General features: G+C 61.0%; 26 protein-coding genes and 1 tRNA gene. 6 read left to right on the top strand and 21 right to left on the bottom strand.

Translation table 11 applies throughout. From position 1 onward, the window contains the following. Positions 1–371: 371 nt before the first annotated feature. From VQ071_RS01485 to VQ071_RS01410, 16 genes are all read right to left on the bottom strand, one after another. Positions 372–578, bottom strand: coding sequence for a hypothetical protein (locus VQ071_RS01485; RefSeq protein ID WP_340512060.1), 207 nt, complete (start codon positions 576–578; stop codon positions 372–374). 1 nt (position 579) lies between these two features. Then, the gene (locus VQ071_RS01480; RefSeq protein WP_340512059.1) at positions 580–966 is read right to left on the bottom strand and encodes a hypothetical protein; all 387 of its coding nucleotides are present in this window, start codon (positions 964–966) and stop codon (positions 580–582) included. A gap of 18 nt (positions 967–984) precedes the next feature. Continuing rightward, the gene (locus VQ071_RS01475; protein WP_340512058.1) at positions 985–3969 is read right to left on the bottom strand and encodes a hypothetical protein; all 2985 of its coding nucleotides are present in this window, start codon (positions 3967–3969) and stop codon (positions 985–987) included. 22 nt (positions 3970–3991) lie between these two features. Beyond that, a complete protein-coding gene (locus tag VQ071_RS01470) occupies positions 3992–4546 on the bottom strand; it encodes a YmfQ family protein (RefSeq protein WP_340512057.1) in 555 nt (184 codons plus the stop codon). A gap of 10 nt (positions 4547–4556) precedes the next feature. After that, positions 4557–5672: a baseplate J/gp47 family protein gene (locus VQ071_RS01465; RefSeq protein ID WP_340512373.1), complete on the bottom strand. Its 1116-nt coding sequence runs from the start codon at positions 5670–5672 to the stop codon at positions 4557–4559. Continuing rightward, positions 5672–6127 carry a DUF2634 domain-containing protein gene (locus tag VQ071_RS01460; protein WP_340512056.1) on the bottom strand — a complete coding sequence of 152 codons (456 nt, stop codon included), beginning with the start codon at positions 6125–6127 and terminating at the stop codon, positions 5672–5674. The genes VQ071_RS01465 and VQ071_RS01460 overlap by 1 nt, the downstream gene beginning before the upstream one ends. Further along, positions 6120–6383, bottom strand: a complete 264-nt coding sequence (locus VQ071_RS01455) for a hypothetical protein (protein WP_445293245.1) — start codon at positions 6381–6383, stop codon at positions 6120–6122. The genes VQ071_RS01460 and VQ071_RS01455 overlap by 8 nt, the downstream gene beginning before the upstream one ends. Then, positions 6376–7347: an XkdQ/YqbQ family protein gene (locus tag VQ071_RS01450; RefSeq protein WP_340512055.1), complete on the bottom strand. Its 972-nt coding sequence runs from the start codon at positions 7345–7347 to the stop codon at positions 6376–6378. Before VQ071_RS01450 ends, VQ071_RS01455 begins: the two co-directional genes overlap by 8 nt. Beyond that, a complete protein-coding gene (locus VQ071_RS01445) occupies positions 7344–7931 on the bottom strand; it encodes a LysM peptidoglycan-binding domain-containing protein (RefSeq protein ID WP_340512054.1) in 588 nt (195 codons plus the stop codon). Before VQ071_RS01445 ends, VQ071_RS01450 begins: the two co-directional genes overlap by 4 nt. 32 nt (positions 7932–7963) lie before the next feature. Further along, entirely contained in the window at positions 7964–10411 is a 2448-nt protein-coding gene (locus tag VQ071_RS01440) for a hypothetical protein (RefSeq protein ID WP_340512053.1), read from the bottom strand. Positions 10412–10585: 174 nt separating this feature from the next. Continuing rightward, on the bottom strand, positions 10586–10996 hold the full coding sequence (locus VQ071_RS01435; protein WP_340512052.1) for a phage tail assembly chaperone: 411 nt from the start codon (positions 10994–10996) through the stop codon (positions 10586–10588). A 465-nt stretch (positions 10997–11461) separates the two neighbouring features. After that, on the bottom strand, positions 11462–11869 hold the full coding sequence (locus VQ071_RS01430; protein ID WP_340512051.1) for a phage tail tube protein: 408 nt from the start codon (positions 11867–11869) through the stop codon (positions 11462–11464). 19 nt (positions 11870–11888) lie between these two features. Further along, on the bottom strand, positions 11889–13337 hold the full coding sequence (locus tag VQ071_RS01425) for a phage tail sheath family protein (protein WP_340512050.1): 1449 nt from the start codon (positions 13335–13337) through the stop codon (positions 11889–11891). Between the two features lie 2 nt (positions 13338–13339). Next, on the bottom strand, positions 13340–13540 hold the full coding sequence (locus tag VQ071_RS01420) for a hypothetical protein (protein ID WP_340512049.1): 201 nt from the start codon (positions 13538–13540) through the stop codon (positions 13340–13342). 10 nt (positions 13541–13550) lie between these two features. Further along, entirely contained in the window at positions 13551–14000 is a 450-nt protein-coding gene (locus VQ071_RS01415; RefSeq protein ID WP_340512048.1) for a hypothetical protein, read from the bottom strand. A 104-nt stretch (positions 14001–14104) separates the two neighbouring features. Then, a complete protein-coding gene (locus VQ071_RS01410) occupies positions 14105–14677 on the bottom strand; it encodes a sigma-70 family RNA polymerase sigma factor (protein WP_340512047.1) in 573 nt (190 codons plus the stop codon). A gap of 278 nt (positions 14678–14955) precedes the next feature. On the opposite strand from VQ071_RS01410, the gene VQ071_RS01405 reads away from it, so the two are divergent. Beyond that, positions 14956–15360: a helix-turn-helix domain-containing protein gene (locus VQ071_RS01405; RefSeq protein WP_340512046.1), complete on the top strand. Its 405-nt coding sequence runs from the start codon at positions 14956–14958 to the stop codon at positions 15358–15360. A gap of 93 nt (positions 15361–15453) precedes the next feature. Then, a complete protein-coding gene (locus VQ071_RS01400) occupies positions 15454–16059 on the top strand; it encodes an ImmA/IrrE family metallo-endopeptidase (protein ID WP_340512045.1) in 606 nt (201 codons plus the stop codon). Positions 16060–16096: 37 nt separating this feature from the next. On the opposite strand, the gene VQ071_RS01395 is transcribed toward VQ071_RS01400, so the two are convergent. The 3 genes from VQ071_RS01395 to VQ071_RS01385 all read right to left on the bottom strand — a co-directional run bounded on the left by VQ071_RS01395 (position 16097) and on the right by VQ071_RS01385 (position 18020). Continuing rightward, positions 16097–16639: a type 1 glutamine amidotransferase domain-containing protein gene (locus VQ071_RS01395; protein WP_340512044.1), complete on the bottom strand. Its 543-nt coding sequence runs from the start codon at positions 16637–16639 to the stop codon at positions 16097–16099. Positions 16640–17344: 705 nt separating this feature from the next. Beyond that, on the bottom strand, positions 17345–17899 hold the full coding sequence (locus VQ071_RS01390; RefSeq protein ID WP_340512043.1) for a hypothetical protein: 555 nt from the start codon (positions 17897–17899) through the stop codon (positions 17345–17347). A 45-nt stretch (positions 17900–17944) separates the two neighbouring features. Continuing rightward, positions 17945–18020: transfer RNA gene (locus VQ071_RS01385), tRNA-Thr, on the bottom strand. A gap of 150 nt (positions 18021–18170) precedes the next feature. Here VQ071_RS01385 and VQ071_RS01380 point away from each other — a divergent pair. From VQ071_RS01380 to VQ071_RS01370, 3 genes are all read left to right on the top strand, one after another. Further along, complete coding sequence (locus VQ071_RS01380) at positions 18171–18830, top strand: response regulator transcription factor (protein WP_340512042.1); 660 nt, start codon at positions 18171–18173, stop codon at positions 18828–18830. 90 nt (positions 18831–18920) lie between these two features. Beyond that, positions 18921–19937: an SPL family radical SAM protein gene (locus VQ071_RS01375; RefSeq protein WP_340512041.1), complete on the top strand. Its 1017-nt coding sequence runs from the start codon at positions 18921–18923 to the stop codon at positions 19935–19937. 142 nt (positions 19938–20079) lie between these two features. After that, positions 20080–20688 (top strand): DUF3298 and DUF4163 domain-containing protein, encoded by a 609-nt coding sequence (locus VQ071_RS01370; RefSeq protein WP_340512040.1) that lies wholly within the window; start codon positions 20080–20082, stop codon positions 20686–20688. A gap of 109 nt (positions 20689–20797) precedes the next feature. On the opposite strand, the gene VQ071_RS01365 is transcribed toward VQ071_RS01370, so the two are convergent. Then, a complete protein-coding gene (locus VQ071_RS01365; RefSeq protein ID WP_340512371.1) occupies positions 20798–21919 on the bottom strand; it encodes a phosphodiester glycosidase family protein in 1122 nt (373 codons plus the stop codon). 316 nt (positions 21920–22235) lie between these two features. Between VQ071_RS01365 and VQ071_RS01360 the strand changes: the two genes are divergently transcribed. Beyond that, complete coding sequence (locus VQ071_RS01360; RefSeq protein ID WP_340512039.1) at positions 22236–23123, top strand: aldose epimerase family protein; 888 nt, start codon at positions 22236–22238, stop codon at positions 23121–23123. 103 nt (positions 23124–23226) lie between these two features. Here VQ071_RS01360 and VQ071_RS01355 read toward each other — a convergent pair whose 3' ends face one another. Then, positions 23227–24102, bottom strand: a complete 876-nt coding sequence (locus VQ071_RS01355; protein ID WP_340512038.1) for a TetR/AcrR family transcriptional regulator — start codon at positions 24100–24102, stop codon at positions 23227–23229. Positions 24103–24130 lie beyond the last annotated feature (28 nt).

The following is a 24130-nucleotide window of genomic DNA, read 5'->3' as shown; positions in this document are numbered from 1 at the left end:
AGACATAAAGCTTACATCCGATATCCTGTTCGCTTCCGCTCGTGTTGGTAATGCAACGTTAGCTCGTCGGTCGGCAGGATCAGAATGCCCCGGCCATATTTCTCCGTTGTGTTAAAGGTTCCGAAGTTCCCGTTCTCCACGTAAACGCCCAAAGCATTTCCGTTGAGCGTCAAGTCCTGAGAGCGAGTGTTAGCGGGTACGCTCATTTCGAGGTGTACCATTCCGGCAAGAACAAGGGATACGACTGGTAATCGACCCTATTCGGTACGTGGCTTACGCCGTAAACCTTTTTAGGCGTGACCGTATCGGTGTTGAGATATACTCCCCGCATCCATTCCCCTTTAGCACTCGTTTTGCGGGCGCCATCTTCGCTAATTCCCGATACCCATGTCATCTGAATCGTTCTCCCCTATTTTGATGTCCGGTCGCTTGGCGTAAATCTCCGCCTCCACGAGGTCGCGATCCTCAGCAGATAGATTGTAGCTGCCGACAATATCTTCTATCTCACGCTCGCCGCCGTTGTAGCGCGTAATGCAAGCGTTAGCGATCACGCAGGTCTTGTACATAGCCATTGCCATATCAAACATCCCCCCCCGTGAGCAAATCGGCCAGTACCAGCTCAACGTCGGCGAGCCGCCGTTCTTGCTCCGCTACCTGCCGCGACAGCGGAGGGCGATAAACGGGCAGTTCCTCAGGTTGTGCCGGATCAGGGTACGAAAAAAGCAGCGACGGATGCTCGCTACTTACGTCTACCCGATATCCATTTGCGGCCATAAAGTCTTCGGCGAACTCGCCATACTCCAACTGAAGCATGCCGACCGTTTCCGGGTCGCGCTCCTTCAGCGCTTGGAATACCTCGAAGTCCTGCTCGACTGTCGTCTCGACGACGCTGCCTGAACGATCACCCGTGTCCTGAACGATATCGCCGGTTAGCTTGTCGAAGTAAACCCTTCTCCCTATATTCATACTTATTGCCTCCTATTCTTAAGCAAATGCCCACCAGTTCATCATGCTTCTCGCGAAGCCTGTTTGTCCCGAGAATCCATCGCTCGTTATAGTCCAGCTTGGATCGGACGACATTTTGCCCCCATCAAAATAAGAGCCGAATGTGTTGTAACTTGGATAACTGGTGTCTGCGTGGTAGATGTATCTACCGCCATAAGTTGTGTTTGGTATTTCCATGATTACAAGTCTTGGTGTAAATGAAAGCCCGCTTACCTGTCCCCTACCCGAGGTCAGTATTTGGATGGACCCGTTGGCGTAAGGTTTACCTGCGATCACCGATCCCGCCACGCCGAATATCGACACTCCGCTGCGAATGTTCGCGGCCACGAAGTTCGGGTCTGAGGCGGCAGCGGAAGCCCAGCCGGCGCCGAATCCACTGTCGTTCAGATAGGCGCCGGTTGGGAACCCTACGGACAAGAGACCGTTCCCGTCTGCCCAACGAATACCAGAGTTCTGGTCGTTGGCTCGAGCGGGCATCATGCCCGTAGTCCCCGCAATCATCACCCCCGCGAGCACCTTATATGGGTCAAACGAAACGCCGGCCACGGTGCCGCCACTCGTATAACCCGCCGGGATCGTCTGCGCCGATGCTCCTGGTGTGATCGATATCGTACCGTTGTTAGGCATAGAGCCGGATACGATTCCGGCATCGATACCGATGGTGTACCCCGTCAGTACCTGACTGGCGGCCGCAGTACCATACTCCCCCCCTTCACCCTGTAAGATAAAAGCTGAACCGTTATAACGCAGCGTATAAACGCCGTTGGTAACGAACTTACCAGATGTAAGAGCGGCCCCCTTTGAAGTGAGGATGCTCTTTGCGCCCAGCCCGTTTACATTTAACGTCGATGCGCCTGTATTGGCCGCGTGAATCTTGATCGCGACGGAGACGCCCTCTGCGTAAGCCGCAAGCCCTGGAGACAGTGCAAGCGTGTAGGTGTTGGCGCTACCGGCAGTTGTGCCGTAGCCCGGTTGTCGAATATAGTCTACTTTGGCATTTGTCTGAGCAGCGATGGCTTGGGCTGTTAGGACAGGTGTCATATATTTATTCACGGCAGCCCCGGATTCAGCTTCCGCCTGCGATGCGGCAGTAAAGTTTTTCGCTGTGAAGAGAGCGTACGTCGTGACGCCATCGGTATATTGCGGGCTCGACGTACTCCGCAGTCTCACAATAGCCGTATTCGTCGTATCTCCAATTTGCAGCGTGCCTCCCGCTTGGATTAACCCGAAGCCATCGGTTCCCGCCACATTGTTAAGAGTCTTAATCCCTTGTCCATCGGGTAACGTCAGGCCGTCAGGTGTGCCGGGAAGATAGCCCTGAGCCTTAACAAACGCCGTCGTTGCAATCTGCGTATTATTCGTATCGACTGCAGCCGTCGGCGCGCTCGGTATGCCCGAGAACGTCGGCGACGCGAGCGGCGCTTTTTCAGTGTTCAACGCTGCGAGCGACTTCACAGGCACCGTCCGCCAGGTCGCGCCGCCCGTAATCGCCTTAATCATATTAGCCAGCCAACCAAACAGCGTCGTTACCGTGCCGCTATCGCCGGTCGGCGCAGTCGTGTCGCTGATGGTTCGGTTCCCGATCACCGCATCCGTAGCAGTACCCGCTCCGCCGGCTCCAGTGGTGACGCTGTCCAGCTTGCTCTTGTCGGCCGCGCTCATGAAGCCCCCCACGGAAGTTGTAGCCGCAGCGTGCGACGTACCACCGGTTCCAATATGCGCGGTCAAGTTGGCCTGCACCACATTCGCCTTCGTCGCAGCGTCCGTGGCAGCTGCACTGATCGCCGCAGACTGCGCAGCGTTTGCCTTGCTCGTCGCATCAGCAGCGGCCGTCGATATAGCGGCGTCCACCGTATCCTTGCGTGCAATATCCGCCGAGGCCGAAGGCGCCGCAACCTGGGCACGGCCGGCGCTGTCGCGAACCATCATCGTCGACGCAGTCGGCGCAGATACGGCGCCGTGAGCCACAGTCGCATCCATATGCGACTTGGCTGCCTCCAGCGTCGTAGCGGGCGCCGTTCGCCAGCTCGTTTTGCCAGTAATCGCCTTAATCATGTTCGCCAGCCAACCGAACAGCGTCGTCACCGTCCCGCTGTCGCCGGTCGGCGTCGACGTATCGCTGATGGTTCGGCTCCCGATCACCGTATCCGTAGCCGTCCCCGCTCCGCCCGCTCCCGCGGTGACGCCGTCCAGCTTGCTCTTGTCGGCAGCACTCATGAAGCCGGCTGCCGAGGTCGTAGCCGCAGCGTGCGACGTACCGCCAGTGCCGATATGCGCAGCCAGGTTCGCCTGCACCGCATTCGCCTTGCTCGCAGCGTCCGTCGCGGCCGCACTGGTCGCCGCAGACTGCGCGGCATTCGCCTTGCTCGTCGCATCGGCGGCGGCCGTCGCAATCGCCGCATCCACCGTATCCTTGCGCGCAATATCCGCGGCTGCCGAAGGCGCAGCAACCTGAGCACGACCCGCACCGTCCCGCACAACGGCAGTCGAGGCCGTGCCGGCAGCGTCCAGCGGCGCCTGCAGCATCGTGAACGTCAGCGCGGTCGTGCCGAGCGTGACGGTGCCGACGGTGCTCAGCACGAAGCCTTTTCCGCCGTTCAGCGTCCCTTCGCGCACATACACCAGCAGCCCGGCTGTCAGCTTGGCGGAGGAGTCTGCGTCCGCAGCACGCGTCCAGGCTCCGGTCGCCGCGATGTAGATACCGTTCTGGCTGCCCGTCGTCTGGTTTTTAACCAGCACGCGATCCCCTGCGGCCAGCGATACGCCGTCTACCGTTTGCAGGCCGGACAAGGTCGTGTTGTTCGTAGTCGCAGCGCGCACGCTGCCATTGATCGCCTTGAGTGCCATGGCGGCGTCGATTTTGTCCCAGTTATCGTTCAGCATCGTCTGGATATTGAACGTATCCGCGCCGTCCGTAGCCGGGTTCTTTTTCAGCAAGTTCAGTATGCTTGTAAACAAAGCCATGCGTCAGCCCGCTCCTTTCCTCTCATGCATCCAAAAACGGCGCGAAGTCCGTCAGCGAATGAGCTTGCATTTGGTTAATTGTCTGCCCGTTAACCTCGTTAATCGTTAAATATCTGAAAGAATAAGTGACCGCCAGATGCGCAGGCACGATCGCCTCCAGCGCGGCCTTGATATCGTCCATGTTAGGCGGCAGCCCCAGCGTATCTACGAAACGCACCGTCACGCGGTACAGCGCCGGCTGCTGGGTCACCTCGATCGCCCCGTTAACGAACGATTCGGCTACGCTGCGCATGAGCGCAACCGTCACCGTGCCGGTGCCTCGCAGCTTGGACTTGACCAAACTGCGGCGCTGATCGAGCGGCTTGGACGTGTCCGTCGCAATATCGAGATCCCGCTCCCACCGCTCCAGCCCCCATGTCGCCGTATCGACAAAAAACTGCGCCAGCGTCTCATCCAGCGCCTGCCGTAGTTCATCAAGCTCCATCCCTTCGGCATCCAGAAGGGATCTCATCACACGGGAGGACGCGTAGTAGCCCGGCAGAAATCCGAGCATCTCCGGTCCCAGCGAGCTTGTCATCGTCACCGCCTCAGACACTGGCGTTCACCGTCCCGGGCACCGCGACCTGGCCGATCGACACTGTTACATTGGCGACTCCGCCGTTAACTGTCAGATTGCTCAAGTCCACGATGGCCGGCACGTCGAGCAGCAGACTGTTCACACGGGAGTAACGCACGACATTATCGGTAAAGGCGAGCGTCTGCAAATATTCAGTCAGCGCCTCCCGAATGCCGTTCGTCGCCTGCGCCAGCGTCCAGCCGCTGCGCAGCGTCAGCTTCACACTGATGCCGATCGGCACCTCGGTCGCTGCGGCGATCGTCACGCTGGCGCCAATCGGCGCCTTGCCTGCTCCGGCTCCGGCCGCGCCGGGCGCGATATCCGCCTGTACGGCCGCGACGAGCGCCGACGAAGCCGCACGCTTGGCTTTGTCCAGCAAGTACACCTTGACGGTGCCGGGACCGTTCCACAGCGGATGCACCTGCGCGCCGCCGACGCCGTCCACCGCCAGCGCCCATTGGAAGTAATCCGCCCGGTTGCCGCTTGTGCCCGGGTTGCGCACCTTGAGCAGATAGCGCTCGAGCAGCGATTCGTCGCTCTCGATATCGGCCCCGCCCGCAATAGCCGCGGTATTCGCAATGCCTGTCACACCGGGCACCGCCTCGACCAGCACTGCGATCGCACCGGCAGCGATATTGCCCGAGACGCCCGGCTCGACGGCCGCGACGAGCACTTCGGCTTGCCCCGTTCCCCCTAGCGTCACCGCCGCCAGCGTCTCGAACTCTACCGACGGCGTCGAGGTCACGGCATCCGCCGCCGTCGCTACGCGGGTTCCGGCGGGCACGACGATACCTGCGGCGCCGGAGAATGTCACGCTGCCCGTCGCCCGCTCTGCGGGCCGCCGTTCGAGCCCGTGCTCGCCGCAGCGCAAATCCAGATAAGCGCCAAATGTCGTCGCCGCGAAGCCGCGCCGCAGCACCTCCTGCGCCCACTCCGCCGACTGATACAGCTCATAGGCTGCCGGAGCCAGCGCATCCCATATATAGGAGCCCTCCGTCTTGTCCACGTCGGCCGGGATTCGCGCCAGCATCCGCGCTCGTATGCTGTCTTCCTGTTGCTCCGTCAAATAATCCGGCAACGCCGTCATCACAAGCTCACCACACTTCCCTGTATAGTTCCCGTCTCGTCCCGCACGCTCGTGACCTGGCATTCGAAGCTGCAAGCGTCCCGCTGCCAGACAAACGAAAACGCGCCGACACGCGCCGTGCGCGGATCGGCCAGCAGCGTCTCCGACGCGATACGCGCCAGCTCGCTCTCGACCGCCGCCCTGGACAGACCGAGCCCGATCAGCGACTCAAACTCCTGACCGTACAGCCTCGAGTACACGAGATGACGATAGCGTTCCGTAGCGAGCGCCTTGCGACACCACTCCAGCCAGGCATCCGTGTCCTCGGCACCGGCGATCCGGCCGGTCGGCGTCAGCACGAACTCTCCCGCATCGAAGTCGAACCGCCAACTGCGGCCGAACGCTACGCTCGAAGTTGCTACATCCGCCAGCAGTTCATCTGCCGCAATCATTGCCGCCGGAAATAAATCAGCCATTTCCAATCACCACCCTGCATACGACGACCGCCTGACTGCCACCCGCGACAGGCACTGCCAATACCCGATCCCCCGGCAATAACAGCAATCCTTCCGCCATCAGATAGTCCGGCATCTCATATTTAAAGGAATCCAGCTTGAGGCCGGCGCCGGTCATCGTTCCCAATTCGGCAGGCACACCCGCCACCTTCTGGGCCGCCACCTTGTTCATCCGGCTCTCCAGAGCCGCCGCCAACTGCTTGTAAGGATCAGCCACACCAATCCCTCCTCACCTTCGCTTCATGCGCCAGCTCCAATTGCATATGGCCCGGAGCGCCCAGTTGATGCCGCACCGATGTTACATACAGCCGCTGTCCTTCCAGATCGACCAGATCCCCGGCACGAATCAGATTGACATCGAGCGCTGTCACCGACAGCGTCTCCTGCAAGCCGAGCAGCAGCGGCTCCGCAGCCTTGCGCGCCTGTGCCGGCGTCTCGATCGCGCAGTCCTGCAGCACCTTTTGCAGCGTGCCGTACTTGTCGACCTCGCCCTTGACGATCGCCAGCACCGGCGACAGCTTCGTCTCGCTGCCCTCGTTGCCGAGCACCTTCACCTGCGTGACCGCGCCCTCCAGAGTCCGCTTCTGCGTGATCGACTCCAGCGACTCGAGCTGCCACACCTGCGCATTGCCGCCCAGCTTGACGAGCGTCAGACCGGCGGGTGTCATCCTCGGCCTGTACAGGTCGCCGCCCTTGCTGGCCGTCTCCTTGATGTCCTCCAGAATCATGCTGAAAATCGACTGGCTGCGCTTGACGCTGCGCTTCAGCTTGATTTTCGTATCCGGCAGCGCACCCAGCGGGATGTTCCAGCCCGCCGCGTACGACGCCAGCCGCTCCGCCGCCGTCTGTCCTCCCGGCATCAGCCGCTCGTCCTCCGACTTCGACAGATACAGCGTCCGGTCATAGGCCGTGACGTTCAGATGTTTGCCGCTGCCCCCCGTATGCTCGCTCTCGCATTCCCACACCATCGCGGGATGCAGCAAGTAAGCCATCGACTGGCCGCCATACGGAATGCCCGATATGCGAATGTCCTGACCCGGTGCGATGAGCGGCATCCCGGACTGCACCGAGAGACGAATATTCGCCCGGTAGGCGATCTCCTCCAGCGAGTCCTCCAGCGTGATCTCTTCCACCAGATCGCCCAGATAATATTTGCCGTCCAATACGACCTCGTAGCTCATGGCATCACCAGCTTCTGCCCGGGCCGGATCAGATTCGGGTCGCTGCCGATCAAGGCTTTGTTTTTCGTGTAAATGTCGCGCCATCTGGCGCTATTGCCAAGCTCAAGCTTGGCTATGGCATAAAGCGTGTCGCCCTGACGGACCGTATAGGTTTTCGGCACCGGCTTCGTATCCGTGCGGGGAGCGGCGCTTGCGGCCTGCTTCCTGACCTTCGGCTCCCGCCAGGTTCGAATCGTGATGTCATAGTAAATGTCGCCCGGCTCGCCGCCCCGCAAGCTCGTCGCATGCGAGGAGATAAGCCCCAGAATGTTGATGCCCGCCCCCGTGATCAGGAGGCGGACCGGCTTCTTGCTGACCATATAGGTCGTGAGCAAATTCATTGAACCGATCGGGTCCTCGTCCGCAGGGAAGAAGGAAGAGAAAGAAATCTCCTTGATCTTCTCCGCCTGCGGGAGATCCACTTCGCCGAGAGATAAGATATTGACGGTCTCAAGCTGCTTTTCGCGCCGAATCGAGACCTCCTCCGGGTTAACGGGGAATTGGAACTTGTCCTTGCCCGACGCGTCGATCAGGTAAAATTCCACGCTGCTCCTCCTTCCGCCGTGCGGTATCTATGTTAAGGCCGATTCTCCAGCGTCTGCCGGATCGAGGCCGTGAGCTTGGCGCTAACCTGCGCCGAGATCGCATTGTAGTCGATGTCGGTTTCTTTGACCGTGAGCTGGACGGCGCCTGCGGGGATGTTGATGTTAATGGCCGGCGCCTGCGGAGGCATACCTTTTCCCGCGGCAGGTAGAGCATCCGCCGAATATACAGGAATTTGCGGTTTGGGTAAGGAAAGCAGCGGCGTCCCCGCAGGAGAAAGCGACTTGCTTAACTGACGAATGTCGGAAACGCCCAGGCCCAGGGAGGCGCTTAGAGCCATCGAGGATAGCAGATTAGTTTGGGCGTTCGTCATAGCATTCGCCTTAATGGACGATGACACGGCGGTACTGGCGCTCATCGAGGCTTGAATGCCGGCGCTCATACCGGATAGGCCCGTTGACGAAGCTCCGGCATTGTCGGAACCGTCCGTCTGCGAAGCGTCGTTTTTCTTTTTCTTTCTTTTTCCTGTGAACATACCTAGCGCCTTATTGGCAAAAGAGCCGAGTCGTTCTCCGACGGCGCTGCCGCCCAAGCCGCCGATTGCGCCGCCGAGCAAACCGCCGACAGCCGTGCCGAGGCCCGGAATTACTGATCCGATAGCCGCACCCATAGCAGCCCCGCTCGTAGCTCCGGCCCAGCCGCCTGCCGCACTGCCGATTGCGCGAGAGCGCTCATCTCCGTTTTTGGCCGTTGCGATGCTCGCCACATCCGCGACTATCCCTAGCGGGCGCAGCAGCTTGCCGCCAAGCTTGCCTACTTTCATTAAGCCTTTGAGAGCTTTTCCGGACTTCGGGAGATTGCCCAACTCGGCCGCTTCTCCCGCCACCGCTCGGCCCACATTGCCGAGTTTGCCGAACAACGACTTCCCGGCATACGCGGCATTGCCCGCGGCACTCTTCGCCGCGCCTGCCGCACGGCTCGCAACCGCGCGGCCTTTGCCCAGCGCCTGGCCCGCCAGCTCCTTGCCGCCGTTCCACAGTCGGCCGGCCGTCTGACGGCCCGCGTTCACGGCGCTGCCCGCCGCTCGCCTTGCAGCTCCCGCGGCACTCTTTACCGCGCCTGCCGCACGGCCCGCGACCGCCCTGCCCTTGTCCAGCGCCTGGCCCGCCAGCTCCTTGCCGCCGTTCCACAGCCGGCCGGCCGCCTGACGGCCAGCATTCACAGCGCTGCCCGCCGCTCGCCTTGCAGCTCCCGCGGCACTCTTCACCGCGCCTGCCGCACGGCCCGCGACCGCGCGGCCTTTGTCCAGCGCCTGGCCCGCCAGCTCCTTGCCGCCGTTCCACAGTTGACTGGCCGTCTGCCGCCCTGCGCTCACAGCGCTGCCCGCCGCTCGCCTTGCAGCTCCCGCGGCACTCTTCACCGCGCCTGCCGCACGGCCCGCGACCGCGCGGCCTTTGTCCAGCGCCTGGCCCGCCAGCTGCCTGCCTTTGCCAACGACTTGGCCGACTGCGGCCTTCCCTTTGTCCAGCACTTTTCCGGCCGTGTTTTTACCGGCAGCAAGTGCCTTGGACGCGATACCTCTACCGGCGCTCAACGCTTTTCCCGCCAGCGCTTTGCCGCCACCCAGCAGCGTCTTGACGATCAGACCTTTGCCGATGACGCGCACCAGGCCTCCGAGCGCTTTGCCCACACCGCCGATCGCACGTCCGAGCAGCCCTCTCGCTCCGCCGGCACGTCCGCCTCGTCCGCCAGCTCCACGACCTCCACGGCCGCCCCGGCTCCCTCGCCTGCCGCGACCGCGACCCCGATCGCCGCCGCCATAGCCGGTTCCATTGCATTTGCATCGGCAAATACAATTGACCTTCACGGTGATTTTATCTTTGCCTTCCTCTTCTTTTTCCTCGGGAAGCAGTATTTTAAGCCAACCCATGCCGGGAATGCCGGATAGCGCCTTTATGCCTTTATCAATCATGCTGACCGACCACGTTTTGAGACGGTCCTTGTATTCGTTAAGAATATCCTTGCCCAGGTCCTTGATATAATCGAGCACGCGCCCCCAGAAGGACTTGTCCTTATCCTTGTCCGGCGTCCCTCCGCCGCCACCCGCTCCGGATCCGGCCGCCGCCACAGCGACCGCCGATACGCGCACATTCACGTTGACGCTCGTATTCACCACCGTGTTGACCACGGTTTTGACCGACACTTTCATAGCTGCCTTCATCTTTTCCGTCAGACTGGCCTGCATGCGGATACGCCAATCCTTCTTCGTCAGCATCTCCAGATGCGTCCGAATCCGCTTGATCGGCTCGCACAAGCAGTCGCTCAGCCTCACCGGAATCACGACCCGCATCCGTGACAGCCGTTCGACACGGCGCTGGATGCCTTCCACATACCGGTCGATCGTACGCAGCAGGGACACGCTTTCTTTCAGCCCGTCGGCATTGATAATATAGTCGTAAGGCAATGCGTTTTTGTCCGCCATACGATGTTCAACCTCCTTTCCCGCCGTTCTGCGCCCGCTCGGCTGCGAGCTCCAGCTCCATGCTTGCCATCAAAAAAAGCTGCTCCCCCCGGGGAAGCAGCCAGAACTGTCCGGGGCGCAAATGATGCCGGACCCAGATGGCATGGAGCATGCCGGCCAGCGCCCCGGAAGCGATCAGTTTTTTACGTCTTCAAGCTCCGTGTTGAAGCCGGACAGGTCGAGCACGACATCGCCGAGCGCGGACAGCTCGCCCGCGAGCAGGATGCGCTTGACGACTTCCTCGGCACTGCTCGCGCTGTACTTGGACAGCAGCTTGCCGTCGCCCCAGGCGGGGGTCACGGTCGCCGCGGCGATGAGCGATACGTTGAACAGCTCCTCGTCAAGACGTTCGATCGTCTGGCCGCGCTTCTCCTTGCGCTCCGTGCAGCGTTCACGGATGCCGAATACCTGCTTGCCCGTGAGGCCGCGGATTTTCACCGGAATGCCGAGCCGTTCGAGCAGCACCGTGCGCTCCGGCAGCGTATCGGCGTCGAGCAGTCGCTGCAGCACCTGCTCCTCCGTCATTTGACCGTATTCGATACTCATATTCGTTTTTTTCCTCCTTCAGCGAGTTGACAGGCAGACAAACCAGTTAGTGGAAAGCAAAAGCCTGCGAATATGCATCTTTATCTCGAGCAGCAGACTTCTCCGCACAATAAAGGATGCAAATCTGCAGGCTTTTCCCGCTTCTCCGCCCCTATTCGGGGTGCCGAGGCGTAAATAGATGTCGATTTGCAGGCTTTACGGCAAGCGACGGCAGAAGTGGACCGAAAGCCTGCACGGATGCAGGCTTTTTAAGCCACCGCCTTAGCGGCGCACCACTTCGTATCGCTCCGCGCCGTTGCGCAAAGCCGCGCATCCACCTCCAGCGTCACCGACGGCATATCACCGCCAACATGACCGCCGGCGTCGCCGCTGTCGCCACGGGCACTACGCCCCCGCGTCTCTCCGGACGCCAAGCCCCCGGCTCTCCTCCGGGCCCCCAGCCTCAGCGCGGGCGCAGCAGCCGCATCAGCCCGCCACGATCGGGTCGAGCAGCTCGTAGCCCTCGAACGTGAACGCCGTCTCCTCGGCCACTTCCTCGCCGGCCGTCCAGTTGGCCAGCTGCAGCTTGTCCGCCACACAGTTGATCAGTCGGATACGCTCGAAGCCGTAAGCTTCCGGGTCGGACAGCTTGTTGATGATCTCGAACTTGGCGAAGCCGCGGGCGAGCATGTCGCTCGTCACCTTGTAGCCGCTCATCGTGCCGGTGCCTTTCTTGGCGCCCAGCTTGTGCGTCGTCCATTCGGAGCCGGCGAGCTTCAGCTCGCGCTTTTCCACCTCGACCGAAGCCTCCAGGTGATTGATGTTCGTCTGCCAATTGCCGTTGATGAATACTTGTCCGTAAGTGCCGAGAATCGCTCTGGTCGGATCCATCATGCGCTTGTTCTCCCCCTTTTTATTGCACGATGAACGTGCCGAAAATTTGCTCGACCACATCGGTCAGGCGCGCTTCCCACTTCAAGAACACCTGGTCCGCCGCGGCCGGAACCGAAGCATCGACAGCCACGTCGTAGCCGGTCGCCTCGATGACGCCGGCTTGCGCCAGCCCGGCCATGTATTGCTTGCAGGCGCCGATCAGCGCCAGACGGCCTTCCTCGGTGTTGTTTACCTTGCCGATATATTGATCCTCGGCGGTGCGCTGCAGATCGCCGTTCACGCTGTCGAGCACGCGGATCGTGCGGATCTTTTTCCACGCTGCGTTCTGGCCTGCGCTCAACGAGACCAGGCTGTTCACGCCGCGCAGCGCCTTGACCATCCGCCCGTCGTGGACGAGCAGGAACACCCCGCCGCGCACAGCCTGCTCCTGCTCGGAGCGGGTCCAGCGCCGCACGACGTCCTGGAACGGCGTGGACGCATACGTCGTCGAAGCGTTCAGCGGCTGACCGGCGATGAGACCCGCGACATAGGCCGCGAGCTGCGCGGAGCTGTATTCGGTGCCGCCCAGCACCGCGCCGGTGCCGACATTCACGACGCCCTCGTGATTGAACGACGCGCTGCGCTGCGCCGCCTTGCCGACGGCGTCGGCCGCCTTGTCGTCGGAGAGCGAACCGCCGAGGACGGCGATGACGCCATGCCCTTCGCCGCGAATGCGCGCTACCCAGGCGACGAGGCTGGCGTGCAGCTGCGCATCGGATACGCCGTCCAGCGCGATCGTGTTGAACGACTGCGTCTCGAAGGCGGACAGCGCATCGACGTAGTCCGCGTTCACGATGCCGGCGATACCCGAGGCGCCGCCGGTCAGCGCGACGCCGGATACCGGCGCGAGCGAACCGCTCCCTGCGGCGACCTTCGAAGCGGTCACCCAGATGTTGGCCGCGTCCTGATTGACGGCATCGACAGCCGCCTGGACGGAGCCGTCCGCGAAGGTGAAGGTGCGCAGCAGCGTCGTGCCTTCATAGAGCTTGATATCCCGTTTGCCCGCGTCCGCAGGGTTGGCTTGAACCGTCACCTTGAAGTTGTTGCCGCGGGCGCCGGACAGCTTCGCCTCCAGCTTGAGCACGTCGACGGGCGTGCCTGCCGTATCCTTCAGCACTTTGGACGCCTTCGCGTCTGTGCCGTCGGACAGGCGATAGGCGAGCACCTTGCTCGCGCCGCCCATCAGAGCGAGCCGCAGCGCTGCGGCCGCCGTAGCGCCGCCCGATTCGTCCGTCGAATACACCTTCGCGATGTCCGCTTCGCTCGTGATTTCCGCGAACGCCTTGACCGGTCCCCAGTGGGCCTTGACCGGCAAGATCACGATGCCGCGTTCTCCCGTCTGGACGGCCGCTGCGGCCGCCGAGCGGAATGCCATATAGAAGCCGGGCAATACCGGCAGATCCGTCTGATTCCAAGTGCCTCCAGCCATGCTCAGTTCACCTTCCTGTTCATAAATTGGTCTACAAGTGTCCGTGCGTCCTCAATCGTGAAGACCGCCGCCGCATCCGTGCCGTACAGCGCGCCCTGCAATGCCTCCGGCATCACGCCGAACAGCTCGTCCGCATAGGCGATCAGTTCGTCCCTGCCGTACGTCTGGGCCGAAGTTTCATCTGCTTGCTTTTTTCCTGCCATGTGGGCACCTCTATTCTTCTTTTTGATGAAAGGCCACTTCCCGCATCAGCGGCGCCTCCGCGGACGGGCGAACCGCTCTTCTGCAGAGCGTCAGTTGCAGCTGGCCGTCCGCAATCGCATCCGCCGTCAGCTCCGCGGCCGCCTGCCGGATGCGCAGGTAGCGCCGCTCCGCCGCATCGAGCGGCAGCTTGTACGCCACGCCGAGCGCGCTTGCGAGCAGCCCCACCGCCAGCGCCTGCTCCGCCGGATCGCGCCCGAGCACATGGCCGGCATATCGCCGCGTCTCCTCCGCGAAGGCTGCGCTGGCCGGCTTCGTCTCGGCGCCGGTCAAGCGCCACATCACCGCGGGCCGCTCTACCTCCGCCGGCCAGCCGCCGGCATGCACATGCCACTGGGCATCATCAAGCGCCTGCACCGTCCAGCCCGCGAGCGCCTCGAGCCAGCCGTCCTCTCCGCTCATCGAAGCTCTCCTCTCTCGATTGCCTGGCGCATCTTGCCAGGCAGCCTTCAACTATGAGAACGTTTGTTCTTATTCTCATCTATAGGTGGCAATCGTACGACAGCCTATCCGACGCTGCTGTCTTCGCCTGCACGCAGGTTCGTGTCGATCTTGCGGCGGGCCCGCAGCAGGTACGTGCCGACGCTTGATTTGCTGATGCCCAGCATCTCCGCGACCTCCGTCAGCGCGAAGCTCTCCGCCTGCGACAGCCTGAAGCATTCCCGTTCGCGATCGGTCAAGCCCCGGAGCGCCCGTTCGAGCGCCAGGCGCGGAGCGGGCTGCGGCTCATCCGCAGCCGGATAGCGGTCGCAGCCTTCCGCCGCGATGACCGCGCCGAGCAGCGCCGGGTCGGTCGGCACCTCGCGCTGATACCCTGCCCGCCGCTCGATCCCCCGGCGATGGCCCGGCATGCAGCCGGATTCCAGCCACTCGATGACATACGAACAATCCGCAATCATCTCGATGACGAGCTTTCTTTGACTTTCCGCTTCCAAAGCCGTGGACCTCGCCATCATCGTATCGTTAGTCGCATCGGCCGCCGCCGTCATCTGACGGGTCAGCCTGTCCGCCGCGATCATGAGCTTGCGCCGCGCTTCCTTGTAGCTCGTTGGCGTCGCTTTATCCGCTTGCTTTGTCATCCTTATCCGCCCTCCATTTTGCCATTTTGGCAAACCCCATTCATATAAAGTCAATGCGCTTAGACAACTCAACCTGCACCGCAAGTTTCTACTTGACGCCAAATTGGAACGCCACCCCATAATAGGAACATACATTCTCATATTGAATGTGAATCCATCATATATTGCCAATACGGTAATTGTCAATCCTTTTTAAGCCTCCTCTTCCACCACAGATTGCCGTATCGGAAAAGATCCGATATAATGCAGTTAACTCGCTACCGGAAGGATGGATCCTCATGTCGCTTGGAACCCGCCTCAGAGAACGGCGCGAGCGTCTGGGCAAGACACAGCTGACGGCAGCCAGGGAGTTGGGCATCAGCAACGTTCAGCTGTCTCGCTATGAATCGGACGACCGCAAGCCAGAGCCCGACATGCTCGGCCGGTTCGCCGAGTATTACAGGACGACCGCCGATTACTTGCTGGGGTTGACGAACGACGCGACGATGGATGGCCCCGCAGCGGCCTCAACCTCGGCCTCGGAAGCCGCCGCCTTCGAGGAATTCATACGCAATCCGGAGCATGGCTTGTTTTTTAAAGATTACCTGGACGCGCCCGAGGCGCGGCAGGAGGAGATGCTGCGGTTCTGGACGTTTCTGCGGGAACAAGAGCGTCTGCGCAAGCCGGATCGCGACCCGGAATGACCGATGACCTGTGACTGATGACCGCCGCCCGTAACCAACGGGCGTTTATTTTCACCATTTATACGAACATACATTCCTAGATTGAGGTGCCCGATGCTTCAATATTATCAACCGACGCCGCTGGAGCAGTGGATCGAAGCGCTGTGGAGCAGAGCCGGCATCGTGACGCCGGACCAGCTGACCATCCCGGAAGTGTCCGAGCGTCTGGACGTCTGGGTTCATTATATGGATGCGACCAGCAAGGCGCTGGAGTGGATGGGCATCCGATCGGTGCTGATCGACCTGCGCCTCACCGCCGAACGCCAGTGGGAGGACTACCTGCATGAGCTGTGCCATATTCTCAGACATGCCGGTAACCAGACGGTGATGCCTCGCTCATTTCTCGAGCATCAGGAGGCGGACGCGAAGCGATTCGTGCTGTATGCGGCGATGCCGTATTCGATGGTCAGGGAGGTGGGCTTGCCGTCCGCCCGAGGAGAGGCGATCCAGCTGCTCTCCAGGCGGTTCGGCGTGACCTGCGAGCTGGCCGCGCTGCGGCTCGACCAGTTCCAGCGGCGGGCGTTCGAGGCGGTGCTGTGGGAAGAGATCGGCAGATGGAATAAGGAAAAAGCGAGCAAAGGAGCGGGGCTTGAGGAACGGCGACACCAGGAGCGCGAGGAGGGTTTTGACGAAAACGAAAAAGACGCATCCGGCCATTAGCCGCAATGCGTCCCGTATACGATAGAGATGGGGCACTTCAATAAGCGTTGACGCCCAGCTTGGCGATCGTCTCGCGGATGAACGCCGGCTCGTCCTCCGGCTTGCGGGAAGTGATCAGATGGCCGTCCACGACAACCTCCTGATCGACGAACTTGCCGCCCGCCGCCTCGATCTCGCCTTGAATGGAGGCGGTCCCGGTCAGCGTCTTGCCGTCGAGCAGCCCGGCTTTGGCGAGCACTTGAGGACCGTGGCAGATCGCCGCGATCGGAATGCCTGCCTTGTCGGCTTCGCCGATGAAGGCGATGATAGCCGGGTCCTCCCGCAGCTTGGCCGGGGAGCTGCCTCCCGGGATGACGACCGCTTCGTATTCGCCGGCCGATGCTTCCGATGCCGCCAAGTGGGACGTATACGTCACCGTCCCCTTCTTTCCTTTCAGCTCCTTGCCCTTCTCGGTGCTGATGATGTCGATGTCGTTGCCGTTCTCGACCAGCGCATCGTACGGATTTTTCATTTCCGAGTCTTCGTAGCCTTCCTCCAGCAGGAACGCGACCTTGCGAAGTCCTTGCTTGACGGTTGCCATATACGCTCACCTCTTCTTCCCTTGGTATGTACGGAAGCAGACCGCAGCCTGCATAGCCGCGATCTGCTCCCCGACTTCTATAGGAAAACTCGTACCAGAATATTCACGTTCGACAACAACTTCGTTCGCTTCGCGCGGGTGCCTGGGAACACTAAGACGGTTGCCCTTGAACTGCCCTGCCTCATTCGAACTGAGGATTGTTGCGGGCGATTGGCGGTGACCTGAGCAAGCGTCGACTCGAACCCTTGGCCGTGATGCGGCGGAGCGCTAAGTCCGCTCCGCGATTCCGCGCGGCAGGTCCTGCTCCAACGGAATCACATCCTGTCCATAGGCTATAGCAAGCTATGCTATGCCATGCCATTCATTTACGGGATTGCGCGCTGACGTCTTCAGCGCTCGCTCGCGAATCTGCCGTGATCGTCACGGACCTGATTCGCAATATCGGGCTGATTGCCTGCCCTTTGATCCCATGATGCCCTTGATTCGGCGCCTTCGCGCCCCAACGCTTCGTAGTCGTGTTCACGATCCGGAGATCTTGCCCTCGCTTCTCCGCCGTGCATGGTGGCTTCGCGCCTCGTGCTGACAGCTGGATCTGCTCGTGCCATATGAATCACTCCTTCAAGGGTGGAATGGCCTTGCCTTTTATTATTACCCCTCTCAGCTCGTCCGAACCGGATTTAAGCGGTTGCAAATATTAAATGATTCTCATGAAAAGGGCTGCGCAATGTGCGGCAATGCGGAGGAAAGCGTCAGGGAGGATCGTCGTGACCCTCTTCGCGCGCGTATGAGCCGGCATCTATGTAGTTCGTTCCCGGCAAAGACTAAGTTGGCGAGTATGGCCGCGAGCAGGCACGATTTGTTTCCAGGCGAGACTTCTTTCGTTGGCATGGCCGCGAGCAGGCGCAATTTGTTTCCAGGCGAGACTTCTTTCGTTGGCATGGCCGCGAGCAGGCGCAATTTGTTTCCAGGCGAGACTTCTTTCGTTGGCATGGCCGCGAGCAGGTGCAATTTGTTTCCAGGCGAGACTTCTTTCGTTGGCATGGCCGCGAGCAGGCACGATTTGTTTCCAGGCGAGACTTCTTTCGCAGGCATGGCCGCGAGCAGGCACGATTTGTTTCCAGGCGAGACTTCTTTCGCAGGCATGGCCGCGAGCAGGCACGATTTGTTTCCAGGCGAGACTTCTTTCGGAGGCATGGCAACGAGCAGGCACGATTTGTTTCCAGGCGAGACTTCTTCTTGGGCCATACGCCGATAAATCAAAAGCGCGGCTCCGAAAACCGGAGCCGCGCGTGTTTAAGTTCTAAGTGGTGCTGATGAAGGGATTCGAACCCCCGACCTACGCATTACGAATGCGTTGCTCTACCAGCTGAGCTACATCAGCAAGAACTCTTATAATATACCGAATCCGACATCTGCAGTCAAGCCCTTTCCCGTCCTTTTCTCAAAAAAAGTCGCGCGCCTCTCGTCGGTAAATGATGGCTGTCAACGGACCTGGATTGTCTTATAATGAAGCTCAAAGGAGTGAACGCGGTTGTACACCATTCTGATTGCCGACGACCAGACGCTCATGCGGGACGGTCTCGAGACGATATTGCAGCTTGAGGACGACATGGACGTCGTCGCGACGGCCGAGAACGGCGAGGAAGCATGCGCGCTCGCGCTGAGGCACAGGCCGGACCTCGTCCTGATGGACATCCGCATGCCTGTCATGAACGGCATCGAGGCCGTGAAGAAGCTTCGCCAGGAAGCGCCAGAGATCAAGGTGCTCATGCTGACGACCTTCGACGAGGACGACTATATTATCGAAGCGCTGGCGAACGGGGCGATCGGCTTCCTGCTCAAGGACATTCAGAGCGACAAGCTGCTGCAGGCGATTCGCGACGCAGCCCGCGGGGAGATGATGCTGCCTGCCGGCATCGCGGCCAAGCTGGCGGCTCGTCTGGCTTCGCCGATGCCCGGCAAGTCCGCCTCCATGCGCGCGCGGGGCCGGACCGACGGTCCGAAGTTCACGGATCGGGAGCAGAGCATCATCGCCCTCATGGTCGAAGGACGCACAAATCGGGAGATCGCCGCGCAGCTGTTCATGAGCGAAGGCACGGTCAAGAATTACGTGAGCACGATCTACGACAAGATCGGGACGAACGATCGCACCCAGGCGGTCATCTGGCTCAAAGAGATGATCCAGGCCTGACCGCTTTACTCGCGGATTGAAGTTTGTTATTCTGAATAGAGAACATATGTTCTCTATTTTTTTATGAACTTCACCGGGAGGCGCCGTCCGATGAACCCGACCCAATACTTGCCCATGCACTCCAAGTCCATACTGAACGCCGTCACCGCGCCGTCCATGCCATTCGACTGGTCGATCAATCCGTACCGCGGCTGCCAGCACGGCTGCAGCTTCTGCTATGCGCGCAGCACGCATGCCTTCCTCGGCGAAGCGGCCGACGATACGTTCCAGCATCGCATCTTCTACAAGGACGATGCGCCGGCCATTTTGCGCCGGCAGCTGGCGCGTCTGCACGCGCGCGGCAAGCTCCCGTCGCATGTGGCGATCGGCACGGCGACAGACCCTTATCAGCAGCTCGAAGCCAAGGCGAAGCTGACCCGCGGGTGTCTGGAGGCGCTGGCCGAGTATGGCGTCGGCGTCAGCATCACCACGCGCTCGCCGCTCGTGCTGCGGGACCTGGATCTGCTGCGCGGCCTGCCCGGCGCATCGGTGAATATGAGCATGCATACGCTGGATACCGCGATCTGGCGCACATTCGAGCCTTCGACGCCATCGCCGCAGCGGCGGCTCGAATGCGCGCGCACGCTGACGGACGCCGGCATTCGCGTCCATGCCTTCGTCGCACCGATCCTGCCTCATCTGACCGACGGCGAAGCCGATACCGACGCGCTGATCGGGGCGATCGCGGACGCCGGCGTGCGGTCGATGATGTCGTCGTTTATGAGGCTGTCCACGCCGGAGGTCAAGAGCTGGTTTTTCTCGGTGCTGCGGGCTTCCCACCCCGAGCTTGCCGAGACGTACGGCCGGCTGTACTGGCATTCGGCCCGGCTGCCGGACAGCTACCGCAGGCCGGTCTATGCCCGGATCGCCGCGCAGATGAAGCGCTACGGCTTGACGGAGATCGGTGCCATGGAGGTGCCCAAGGGCGATGCGGCCTACGCCACGAAGCTGCCGGCAGCCTCCCCTTACGCCAGGGCTGACACTTCGGCGCCCGCCGACCGCTCCGGCTGCGGCGATCAATTATCTGCAGGCTCCCCCTGCCAGCCGGTACAGCTGGCGCTGTTCTGAATACTCGTTCGAACGCACCGCCGTTCGCCGCTTCTTCGCTCGGCAGTGGCTGCCGGATGGCGCATGTCCGCAGCACCCCCTCGCTCTCTCGCGCATAAGCTGAGATGACAATCGCCTATCTCGCAGGCAAAGGGGAATGAAGATGAACGTACAAACGCTGATGCTGCCGATCGCGATCGAGCGGACCGAGAAGCCTCCGCTCAAGCTGAGCACGCCCGTCGTCACGGGCGGCACCGGTGAGGCCGCCCGGACCAAGATGAACGAAGCGATCAAGCATGAAGTCGACACGCTCATGTCGAGCCAGGGCTATCCGTCCCCCGACGTGCAGGAGATGGACGGCACGTTCGAGCTGAAGACGAACCAGCGCGGCGTCTTGAGCCTGTCGCTGCTGAACTATGTCTTCACCGGCGGCGCGCACGGCAATACGATCCAGAAGTCGCTCACCTTCGACGCCGATACGGGCCGCTCCTACAAGCTGAGCGAGCTGTTCAAGCCGGGCGCCGATTACAAAAAGAAGCTGAACGCGCTGATTGAAGCACAGATCAAGGCGCGCAAGCTGCCGCTGCTGACGTCCTATCCCGGCATCGCCGAGGAACAGGATTATTACATCGCCGACAAGGCGCTCGTCATCTACTTCCAGCTCTACGAGCTGGTTCCTTACGCGTGGGGATTCCCTTACTTCCCGATCTCCGTATACGCGATACAGGATATTATCGATGAGGACGGACCGCTCGGCGCGATGATGTATTGAACGTACGAATCGCCGTCCGCGCATATCCGGCGAGCCCCGCTCCGCCTCGATTGCAAACAAAGGCTCCCGCTCCCGCCTGGAGACGGGATTCGGGAGCCTTGCTTGCCATTTACCACTTCGAAGGATCGATATCCTTGGCAGTCAAGCCTGCCCATACGTTCGGTACGTTGACCGAAGCCGGATCGTTGAATACGAGGAATGCGGTCGGCAGATAGCGTCCGCCCTCGCCTTTGGAGGACGGCTTGTTCACAAGCTCGCCGCCTTCCTTCACCAGTACGGTGGACGAGCCGCCGTCCAGGTTGGCCGCGATGACCGCGCCGTGCTCCAGCAGGATCTGCTGGCAGTCGTACAGATCGGCGCCGATGCTGTAGCCGATCTGCCGGCCGTCGATGATGAGGAACAGAATCTTGCCGTCCGCCCGCTGCCCCATGACCGTACGCGGCGCGATGCCCCAGCCGTTGGCATGATTTTTAATGAGTCCTTTGCCGTTCACGATGATGCGCGGCTCGAAGCTGACAGCCTCGGAGATATTCATATCCATCAACTCTTTGATAGAGTAGTGGCCCGCGACCATCTTGCCGCTCTTGTCGATGCCTACGATCTGCGTGCTGCTGTTCTTGCCCAACCCGTTGTAATAAATCTTGCCCTGCGTGATGACGAGCCCGATCGGCTGGAAGCCGTTGCCCTGCCAGTTCGGATCGGCGAAGCCGCCGGCATTGACACCCGCGACGGCGCCCGTCCGCTTGACCATGCTCGGCACTTTCTCGCCCTTGCCTGCCTTGGCGGGGACGACCAGCCGGATCTTGGTCGGATCGGACACCGTCAGCAGGTAGCCGTGATAGCCTTTGCCGTCCACCTCTTCGATCGTCGTGAGCTGCTCCGCCGTCTTCCCTGCACCCTCCCCGTCGGGGTGCGCCGGGAGGGCGATCTCATGCGTATCCTTCTCTTCGCCCATCGATTTGAATTGTGCGGCATAGGCGGCTACCCGCTGGTCGAGGCCGTCCTTGCCGATCAAGTACTTGGCGTACTCTCTATGCTGCGTGGTGATGACGGCATCCGCCAACCGGTAGCGGACGGATGTGCCTGACGGCGTGAAGTAGAACCATATAAAAAACAGCACAGCCGGTATAAACAATATCCAGAACAACGCGGCCAGCTTGCGCAGGAAGCCGCCCTTCTTGCGGCGACGGCCGGCAGGTCCGGGGCGTGCTTTTCCGGCGTTGGCCTCCACCCTCGAACGGCGCGTCGGCACGCCTGCGTTTGTCGTAACTTGTTGGTTGGAAATGTTGAGCACACTCCTGTCTATTTGCAACTCAGTTAATAGACGATCAGAACCTTTCAAGAGTTGCGCGTCTATCGTTGAATCCGGCAGGCGCCGGACGCTTCTTGAATTTCGACACCATTGCCCAGGAAATTACATCACAAATTGTCGATGAAGCTTCGCATTTTCCATTGGAATTGGTTACGATATGGCGGACGAACTTGTTATAATGGACCAAACACCCGCCGAGCGGGACAAGCTCGCGATTAAGATCGGAGGACTGACCATGCGTACGGATACGAACACCAAAGTCTACGAAGTATCGAGTCATGTCGATACATATCTCGTCTATGAACTGATCGATCGCGCTACCGACTCCAAGGTAACCATCAGCCCGGAGCGCGGCGGTATCGTCATCGGCTGCCGGCTGCACGGCGAAGAGCTGCTGTATCTCGACCGCGCCACCTATCTCGACCCGTCCGCGAATATTCGGGGCGGCATTCCGATTCTGTTTCCGATCTGCGGACAGCTTGCGGACGGTGCTTACGAATGGGACGGCCAGACTTACCGGATGCGCAATCATGGCGTCGCCCGCACCGCCGCATGGGAGGTCGTCAACGCCTATGCCGACCAAGGCGAGGCAGCCTTGACGCTGGCGCTGCACAGCAGCTCGGAGACGCTCGCTTCGTACCCATTCGAATTCGAGCTGCACTTCACTTATCGGTTGAAGGACGGCAAGCTCTGCATCGAGCAGTCCTACAACAACCTGTCCGAACGGGATATGCCCGTCCAGGCCGGCTTCCATCCGTACTTTGCGCTGTCTGACAAGAAGCTGCACTACACGTCGGATGCGACCAAGCTGCTGGATTACAACGACGGCGAGATCAAGCCGTTCCAAGGAACCGTCGACCTCGGCGACCTGGTAGAATCCGTCGCGCTCCTCGACCCGAAGACGCCGGAGATCTCTTTCCCTTCGCCTGCCGGACGCACGGTCAAGCTGGGCTACAGCGACGTATTCGGCGTAGTCGTCCTCTGGTCGGTGCAGGGCAAGCCGTTCGTCTGCGTCGAGCCTTGGACCGCGCTGAACGAGGCGCTGAATCGCAAGGAAGGGCTGATCCTCGTACCGCCAGGGGACAGCCTGGACGCAGACTTCACCATCGCCGTCGAAGGTTGATCCGACCGGCATCCGGCCTGGGCTTGGCACATTTCATGTAATAAAAAGCGGCCTGCCGCACCTTGCATCCGGACGGATGGCACAGGGCGGCAGGCCGCTTCTTTTATTCGATGTTGAGCATAGCGCCGGCTGCCTCGAGCTTGGGCCGCCAGGCCGGGATGCACAGCTCTCTCAGATAGGCGAACAGGCTCCGCACGGCGATGCGGTCCGGGATCGGCTGCGCGAGCTCCTCGAGCAGCCGGCCGGATGTCTCCAGCAAGTCGGCGCGATGTGCCGGGACGACCTCGTCAGGCCCGCTCTCCTCCACGACGCTGACGAATTCGAGCAGGACCGCCCTGTAGTCCCCATCTGCGTGCGGGAAGCTCTCCTCCGGCGTGTACAGCAGCGTGGAGGCGGGACGCCCGATGAAGGCGGTCATCAGATCGTCCAGCCGCTCCAGCAAGTATTCGCCGACCCGCTCCCCCTCCATCTTCCTTTTGTCCATGAGGCAGGCATGCATCGTCTCGTTCAAGATGCCGCCGAGCAGATGCGCGCCATCCTGTGCGTAGACGGCAGCTTTCTCGCCGTATATCGCCAGAATGTACTGCCGCTTCCACAGCAGCAGACGGTTGCGCATCTCCAGCAGCAGCTTTGCCTTTTGCTCGTGCCCGATGTCGACCTGCGTCTCCTGCATGAGCATCTTGAGGAAGTCCCAGTTGTTCTGGAAATATTCGAAATGCCGCACAAGCTGCAGCCTGAACTGGTCCCTGGGAGAAAGTTGCCGCTCCTGCGGCAGCACCGCGAGCGTCGCCATCATCTGCTCCACGAAATGCCAGATGACGGCCAGCAGCAGCTCTTCCTTGCCCTTGAAGTAAAAGTAAATCGAACCTTTGGCCATGCCGAGCTCGTCTACGATCTCCTGAATCGAAGTTGCATGGAATCCCTTGCGGGAGAAGCAGCGCATGGCCGCCTCTATGATCTGGCTTTTCCTCGTGCTCACGATTCGGACCTCCTCCTTGCGGAAGAAG

The sequence above is a fragment of the Cohnella sp. 56 genome, assembly GCF_037963805.1.
Lineage (GTDB): Bacteria > Bacillota > Bacilli > Paenibacillales > Paenibacillaceae > Cohnella.
Note: the sequence above shows the minus strand (reverse complement) of the source record. Positions and strands in the feature narration are given on the sequence as shown.

Coding starts and splice junctions, on each gene's coding strand:
- VQ071_RS01395 (WP_340512044.1), bottom strand. CDS start 16,639: ATGGCAACCGTCAAGCAAGGACTTCGCAAGGTCGCGTTCCTGCTGGAG.
- VQ071_RS01450 (WP_340512055.1), bottom strand. CDS start 7,347: ATGAGCTACGAGGTCGTATTGGACGGCAAATATTATCTGGGCGATCTG.
- VQ071_RS01465 (WP_340512373.1), bottom strand. CDS start 5,672: ATGACGGCGTTGCCGGATTATTTGACGGAGCAACAGGAAGACAGCATA.
- VQ071_RS01430 (WP_340512051.1), bottom strand. CDS start 11,869: ATGATGGATCCGACCAGAGCGATTCTCGGCACTTACGGACAAGTATTC.
- VQ071_RS01415 (WP_340512048.1), bottom strand. CDS start 14,000: ATGAGCGGAGAGGACGGCTGGCTCGAGGCGCTCGCGGGCTGGACGGTG.
- VQ071_RS01375 (WP_340512041.1), top strand. CDS start 18,921: ATGAACCCGACCCAATACTTGCCCATGCACTCCAAGTCCATACTGAAC.
- VQ071_RS01405 (WP_340512046.1), top strand. CDS start 14,956: ATGTCGCTTGGAACCCGCCTCAGAGAACGGCGCGAGCGTCTGGGCAAG.
- VQ071_RS01410 (WP_340512047.1), bottom strand. CDS start 14,677: ATGACAAAGCAAGCGGATAAAGCGACGCCAACGAGCTACAAGGAAGCG.
- VQ071_RS01470 (WP_340512057.1), bottom strand. CDS start 4,546: ATGACAAGCTCGCTGGGACCGGAGATGCTCGGATTTCTGCCGGGCTAC.
- VQ071_RS01425 (WP_340512050.1), bottom strand. CDS start 13,337: ATGGCTGGAGGCACTTGGAATCAGACGGATCTGCCGGTATTGCCCGGC.
- VQ071_RS01440 (WP_340512053.1), bottom strand. CDS start 10,411: ATGGCGGACAAAAACGCATTGCCTTACGACTATATTATCAATGCCGAC.
- VQ071_RS01480 (WP_340512059.1), bottom strand. CDS start 966: ATGAATATAGGGAGAAGGGTTTACTTCGACAAGCTAACCGGCGATATC.
- VQ071_RS01460 (WP_340512056.1), bottom strand. CDS start 6,127: ATGGCTGATTTATTTCCGGCGGCAATGATTGCGGCAGATGAACTGCTG.
- VQ071_RS01360 (WP_340512039.1), top strand. CDS start 22,236: ATGCGTACGGATACGAACACCAAAGTCTACGAAGTATCGAGTCATGTC.
- VQ071_RS01485 (WP_340512060.1), bottom strand. CDS start 578: ATGGCAATGGCTATGTACAAGACCTGCGTGATCGCTAACGCTTGCATT.
- VQ071_RS01400 (WP_340512045.1), top strand. CDS start 15,454: ATGCTTCAATATTATCAACCGACGCCGCTGGAGCAGTGGATCGAAGCG.
- VQ071_RS01370 (WP_340512040.1), top strand. CDS start 20,080: ATGAACGTACAAACGCTGATGCTGCCGATCGCGATCGAGCGGACCGAG.
- VQ071_RS01435 (WP_340512052.1), bottom strand. CDS start 10,996: ATGAGTATCGAATACGGTCAAATGACGGAGGAGCAGGTGCTGCAGCGA.
- VQ071_RS01475 (WP_340512058.1), bottom strand. CDS start 3,969: ATGGCTTTGTTTACAAGCATACTGAACTTGCTGAAAAAGAACCCGGCT.
- VQ071_RS01420 (WP_340512049.1), bottom strand. CDS start 13,540: ATGGCAGGAAAAAAGCAAGCAGATGAAACTTCGGCCCAGACGTACGGC.